The sequence below is a fragment of the Arthrobacter sp. Y3223164 genome, from assembly GCF_059091005.1.
This window is the reverse complement of sequence record NZ_JBNHGF010000195.1, coordinates 1-5,238: the sequence shown is the minus strand read 5'-3', so window position 1 is coordinate 5,238 and position 5,238 is coordinate 1. Positions and strand designations below refer to the sequence as shown.

The 5,238-nt window shown below is 67.8% G+C and carries 6 protein-coding genes; 2 read left to right on the top strand and 4 right to left on the bottom strand.

The genetic code is table 11. The features are described 5' to 3' along the window. Window positions 1-173: 173 nt before the first annotated feature. A complete protein-coding gene (locus AC5RUJ_RS10550) occupies window positions 174-785 on the bottom strand; it encodes a hypothetical protein (protein WP_494074155.1) in 612 nt (203 codons plus the stop codon). Between the two features lie 189 nt (window positions 786-974). On the opposite strand from AC5RUJ_RS10550, the gene galE reads away from it, so the two are divergent. Continuing rightward, window positions 975-1,988, top strand: coding sequence for a UDP-glucose 4-epimerase GalE (gene galE, locus AC5RUJ_RS10545; protein ID WP_494128748.1), 1,014 nt, complete (start codon window positions 975-977; stop codon window positions 1,986-1,988). A 66-nt stretch (window positions 1,989-2,054) separates the two neighbouring features. Here galE and AC5RUJ_RS10540 read toward each other — a convergent pair whose 3' ends face one another. The 3 genes from AC5RUJ_RS10540 to fdxA all read right to left on the bottom strand — a co-directional run bounded on the left by AC5RUJ_RS10540 (window position 2,055) and on the right by fdxA (window position 4,956). After that, window positions 2,055-3,338 carry a citrate synthase gene (locus AC5RUJ_RS10540; RefSeq protein WP_494000304.1) on the bottom strand — a complete coding sequence of 428 codons (1,284 nt, stop codon included), beginning with the start codon at window positions 3,336-3,338 and terminating at the stop codon, window positions 2,055-2,057. Between the two features lie 161 nt (window positions 3,339-3,499). Continuing rightward, window positions 3,500-4,627: a succinyldiaminopimelate transaminase gene (gene dapC / locus AC5RUJ_RS10535; protein WP_494128749.1), complete on the bottom strand. Its 1,128-nt coding sequence runs from the start codon at window positions 4,625-4,627 to the stop codon at window positions 3,500-3,502. Window positions 4,628-4,632: 5 nt separating this feature from the next. Continuing rightward, entirely contained in the window at window positions 4,633-4,956 is a 324-nt protein-coding gene (fdxA, locus tag AC5RUJ_RS10530; protein WP_127511272.1) for a ferredoxin, read from the bottom strand. A 91-nt stretch (window positions 4,957-5,047) separates the two neighbouring features. Here fdxA and AC5RUJ_RS10525 point away from each other — a divergent pair. After that, on the top strand, window positions 5,048-5,238 hold a 191-nt coding region (locus AC5RUJ_RS10525), incomplete at its 3' end, for a putative acetyltransferase (RefSeq protein ID WP_494155843.1).

The following is a 5,238-nucleotide window of genomic DNA, read 5'->3' as shown; positions in this document are numbered from 1 at the left end:
GCGGTGGCGCAGTGGGCGGTGGCTTCTGCCAAAGGGCTCGACCTTGAGTCGGTGGCCCACGCGGGCCTCAGCTGGCAGCGTGACGACGGCGGCTGGGTCGGCGCCGATACCGACACCGGCTACGTCGTGATCACGGTGGCGCGGGGCCCGGTCGCCTGAACCGCCCGGCGCGGCTAGACGATGAGTTCGACGATCGGCTGAAGGTAACTGCGGAAGGCGCTTTCGTCGTCCAGCAGTGTCTGGCACAGCAGCACCCGGTCCGGCTCCACGAACCAGGCACGCGGCTCGCACAGCGGCAGCTCGATGAGCTTCAGCTCGAAGGTACGCGCGGCGCGGCCGAGCTCCATCTCCCGGTCCTGGACCAGCTCGCGGATCAACCCGTTCGTGCCCTTGGCCTCGCGCTCCTGCGCCAACTTCCCGTACTCGGCCATCCGGGCACGCGCCCAGCTCATCCCGGCGCCGAAGTGGGCCTGCAGCAGCAGCCGCAGCGCGGGGCTGCCGGCGAAGGCGGGAAAGGACGGCGGGGCCAGTTTCGCGGCGTTGCCCGGGCGGTCACGGACCAGGTCCTCCCACCACTTCTCCCATTCGTCCCGCAGCGCCGCCGGGCCGCCGACATGCGCGGTCAGCTGAGTGGGATCGGCGGTGCGGACCGTCGGCAAGACCGGCGACACCGCGGGCCGGCCGGCTCCGGCCAGGCCGGCGGCGTCGCGAAGGTAGAGGGCCAGCAGCATATGTCCCGAGGTGTCTGCGGTGATCCGCCACCCCGGCCCGCCCGTCTGGTGCATGCTGTCCGCGTCCTTTCGCTCGGACCGACGACGCAGCTCATCTGCAGTGGCCCCCGCACGCGGGTGCCGCCCGCGGGCATCCCCACTGCCGCCTGTAGCTCAACTCTAGACCTTGCTGTCCAGCCCTTGTACCTGCCCCGCTGCGGGCCGTGGCGGGGTGACCGGGGGTGAGCTACTAAGCTGGTGGGCATGAGAATTCTGGTCACCGGAGGAACCGGCTTCATCGGCTCGCACACCACGCTCGCCCTGCTGGAGGCGGGGCACGACGTGGTGGTGCTCGACAACCTGGCCAATTCCAGCGAGGAGTCGCTGCGCCGCGTCCAGGAGCTTGCCGGCCGGCAGGCACGGTTCCACCAGGCCGACCTGCTGGACGAGGCCGCGCTTAACCGGGTGCTGGAGACCGAGTCCGTGGACGCCGTGATCCACTTTGCCGGCCTGAAGGCCGTCGGCGAGTCCGTTGAAAAACCCCTGCATTACTACCACAACAATGTGGGCGGCACGCTGAACCTGCTCCGCGCGATGGATGCCCACAACGTCCGCACGATCGTGTTCAGTTCCTCGGCCACCGTGTACGGCGCCACCGAGGAGGTGCCGCTGACCGAGAAGCTTCCGCTGGACGCGATCAATCCCTACGGCCGGACCAAGGAACAGATCGAGGACATCCTGTCCGACCTGGGCGACTCCGACCCGCGCTGGCACGTGGCCCTGCTGCGCTACTTCAATCCCGTGGGAGCGCACGAAAGCGGGCGGATCGGCGAAGACCCGACGGGTGTGCCCAACAACCTGCTGCCGTTCGTGGCGCAGGTGGCCGTGGGCCGCCGGGACAGGGTCCGGGTCTTCGGCAGCGACTACCCGACGCCGGACGGTACCGGCGTGCGCGACTACATCCATGTCATGGACCTGGCCGCCGGACACCTGGCGGCCCTGGACTTCATCGCCGGCCGGCCCGGCGTGCGCCGATGGAACCTGGGCACCGGCAAGGGCTCCTCCGTCCTGGAGGTGCTCGCCGCGTTCGGCAAGGCAGCGGGATTCGACATCCCCTACGAGCTGACCGACCGGCGCCCCGGGGACGCCGCCATCAGCTATGCCGACCCTTCCGCCGCGCTGGCCGAGCTCGGCTGGTCGGCGGTCAAGAACCTCGAGCAGATGTGCGAAGACCACTGGCGCTGGCAGAAGAACAACCCGAACGGCTACGCCGGCTGAAGCAAACCGAACGGCCCCCGGATCGCTCCGGGGGCCGTCGGCGTTATGGCGTGCTCCGCCGTCGTACTAGCGGGCCGGGTACTCGCGCTCCTGCGCACCCGTGTACAGCTGCCGCGGGCGGCCGATCTTGGTCTGCGGGTCCTTAATCATCTCCCGCCACTGGGCGATCCAACCGGGCAGGCGCCCGATGGCAAACAGCACCGTGAACATCTTCTCCGGGAAGCCCATGGCCTTGTAGATCAGGCCGGTGTAGAAGTCCACGTTCGGGTACAGCTTGCGCTCGATGAAGTAGTCGTCCGCCAGCGCCTTCTCTTCCAGCCGCATGGCGATATCCAGCAGCTCGTCGTTGCCGCCGAGCTTGCCCAGGATCTCGTGCGCGGTGGCCTTGACCAGGCGGGCGCGCGGATCGTAGTTCTTGTAGACGCGGTGCCCGAAGCCCATCAGGCGCACGCCTTCTTCCTTGTTCTTGACCTTCTCCATGAACTGCTCCGGCTCCTGGCCGCTGGCCTGGATCTGGCGGAGCATGTTCAGCACCGCCTCGTTGGCGCCGCCGTGGAGCGGGCCGAACAGCGCGTTGATGCCGGCCGAGACGGACGCGAACATGTTGGCGTTGGAGCTGCCCACCAGGCGCACGGTGGACGTGGAGCAGTTCTGCTCGTGGTCAGCGTGCAGGATGAGCAGCAGGTCCAGGGCCTTGACCACCGTCGGGTCCAGTTCGTAGGGCTCGGCGGGCAGGCCGAAGCTCAGGCGCAGGAAGTTCTCCACCAGGTTCATGGAGTTGTCCGGGTAGAGCAGTGCCTGGCCGATCGACTTCTTGTGCGCGTAGGCGGCGATCACCGGCAGCTTCGCCATCAGGCGGATGGTGGAGAGCTCCACCTGCTTGTCATCGAACGGGTCCAGCGAGTCCTGGTAGAAGGTGGACAGCGCGCTGACCGCCGAGGAGAGCACCGGCATCGGGTGCGCGTCGCGCGGGAACCCGCCGAAGAAGCCCTTGAGCTCTTCGTGCAGCAGGGTGTGGCGGCGGATCTTGTGGTCGAACTCCTCCAGCTCGGTGGGGGTGGGCAGTTCGCCGTAGATCAGCAGGTAGGACACTTCGAGGAAGCTCGAGTGCTCGGCCAGCTGCTCGATCGGATAGCCGCGGTAGCGGAGCACACCGGCGTCGCCGTCGATGTAGGTGATGGCCGAGGTGGTCGCCGCCGTGTTCATGAACCCCGGGTCGAAGGTGACCGCGCCGGTCTGCTTCAGCAGTTTGGATACGTCGTAACCGTCGTTGCCTTCGGCGGCCTTGAGCCGTGGGAGTTCGAGTTCGCCGCCATCGAAGTGCAGCTTGGCACCGGTCTGCTCAGTCATTGAGTCCCCTTCAGGAGGTATAGAAGCTAACGGCACGCCGGGCGCTTGTGGCACTGAGCATGCACATACTCGGGTAAAACGCTACCCGTAGAGTCGCGGATATATCTAATCCGCGACATATATTTTTGTTCATATCCACAGTCAGGCGCTGCCGGGCCGGGTCAGGAAAGCCGCTCGACGGCGGCGTCAATGCGTTCGTCGCTGCCGGTCAGCGCCACCCGGATATGGCCGTTGCCGGCCTCGCCGTAGAACACGCCGGGTCCGGTGACGATGCCCAGCTCGGCCATGCGGCCCACGGTGGTCCATGTATCTTCCCCCGCGCTCCCCCACAGGTACAGCCCGGCCTCGGAATGGCGGATCTGCACGCCGAAATTCTCCAGCGCCGGCAACAGCCGCTCGCGCCGGCTCCGGTACAGGTCCTTCTGCTCCTGGACGTGCGCGTCATCGCGCAGGGCGGCGAGCATCGCGGCCTGGACCGGGAGCGGCACGATCATGCCGGCATGCTTGCGGCTGTTGATGATGTTCGGCATCAGCGCCGGGTCGCCGGCCAGGAACGCGGCACGGTACCCGGCAAGGTTTGACTGCTTGCTGAGCGAGTAGGCGCACAGCAGGCCCTCGTGCGAGCCCTGCGCGATGTACGGGTCCAGCACGCTCGGCACGGCCTGCCCGCCGCGGGCGGTGTCCCAGGCGCCCCAGCCCAGCTCCGCGTAGCATTCGTCGGAAGCGACCACCGCGCCCAGGCCGCGGGCGTCCTCCACCAGGGTGCGCAGCTCTGCCCGGTCCCGGACAATGCCCGTCGGGTTGCCCGGCGAGTTGACCCACACCAGTTTCACCCGGCTCCTGGTCTGCGCATCCAGGTCCGCCAGGTTGTCCGCCGCCACCGGGGTTGCGCCGGCGAGGATGGCGCCGATGTCGTAGGTCGGATAAGCCACGACGGGGCGCACCACCACGTCGCCCGCCCTGAGTCCCAGCAAGGTGGGCAGCCAGGCGACCAGCTCCTTGGAACCGACGGTGGGCATGACCGCTTCCGGATCCAGGCCGGGAACGTTGCGACGGCGGCCGAACCAATCCGTGATCGCTTCCCGCAGTTCGGCGGTGCCGTGGGTCGTGGGGTAGCCCGGGGCATCGGCGGCCGCGGCCAGGGCCTCCCGGACGACGGCCGGAGTGGAGTCAACCGGCGTGCCGATGGACAGGTTCACCGCGCCGCCGGGGTGCCCGGCCGCTTTTTGCGCGTAGGGCGCCATGGCGTCCCACGGGTATTCCGGCAGCTGCAGGCCGAAAGGACTCATCGAGTTCAGTCTTGGTTCTGCGGCGGCAGCGCGGCGATCAGCGGGTGGTCCTTGTGCGTGTTGCCCAGCTTGGCGGCACCGCCCGGGGAACCCAGGTCGTCGAAGAACTCCACGTTGGCCTTGTAGTAGTCGGCCCACTCCTCGGGGGTGTCATCCTCGTAGTAGATGGCTTCGACCGGGCAGACCGGTTCGCAGGCGCCGCAATCGACACACTCATCCGGGTGGATGTACAGGGACCGTTCGCCTTCGTAGATACAGTCCACCGGGCATTCTTCGATACATGCCTTGTCTTTTACATCCACGCACGGCTGTGCGATTACGTACGTCACGTCCGTCAGCACCTTTCTGAACAGTTCCCACTAGCGTATCCGTTGGGACCATTATCTCCCCAGCCGGGCACGGCCCGCCTAAGATGGTCACGTGATACCCGCTACCCCCGCCGCGTTCCTGGCCGCAGCAGCACCGGGAACGCGCGTGGTGGTCCGGTACCGAATCGAGGGCGGCTTCACCGACGTGCTCGGCGAACTGCGGGCCGTCGACGCCGACAGCTGCACGGTAGGCACCAGGCGCGGAGACGTCGTCGTCCCGTTGCCGGCCGTGGCCGCGGCCAA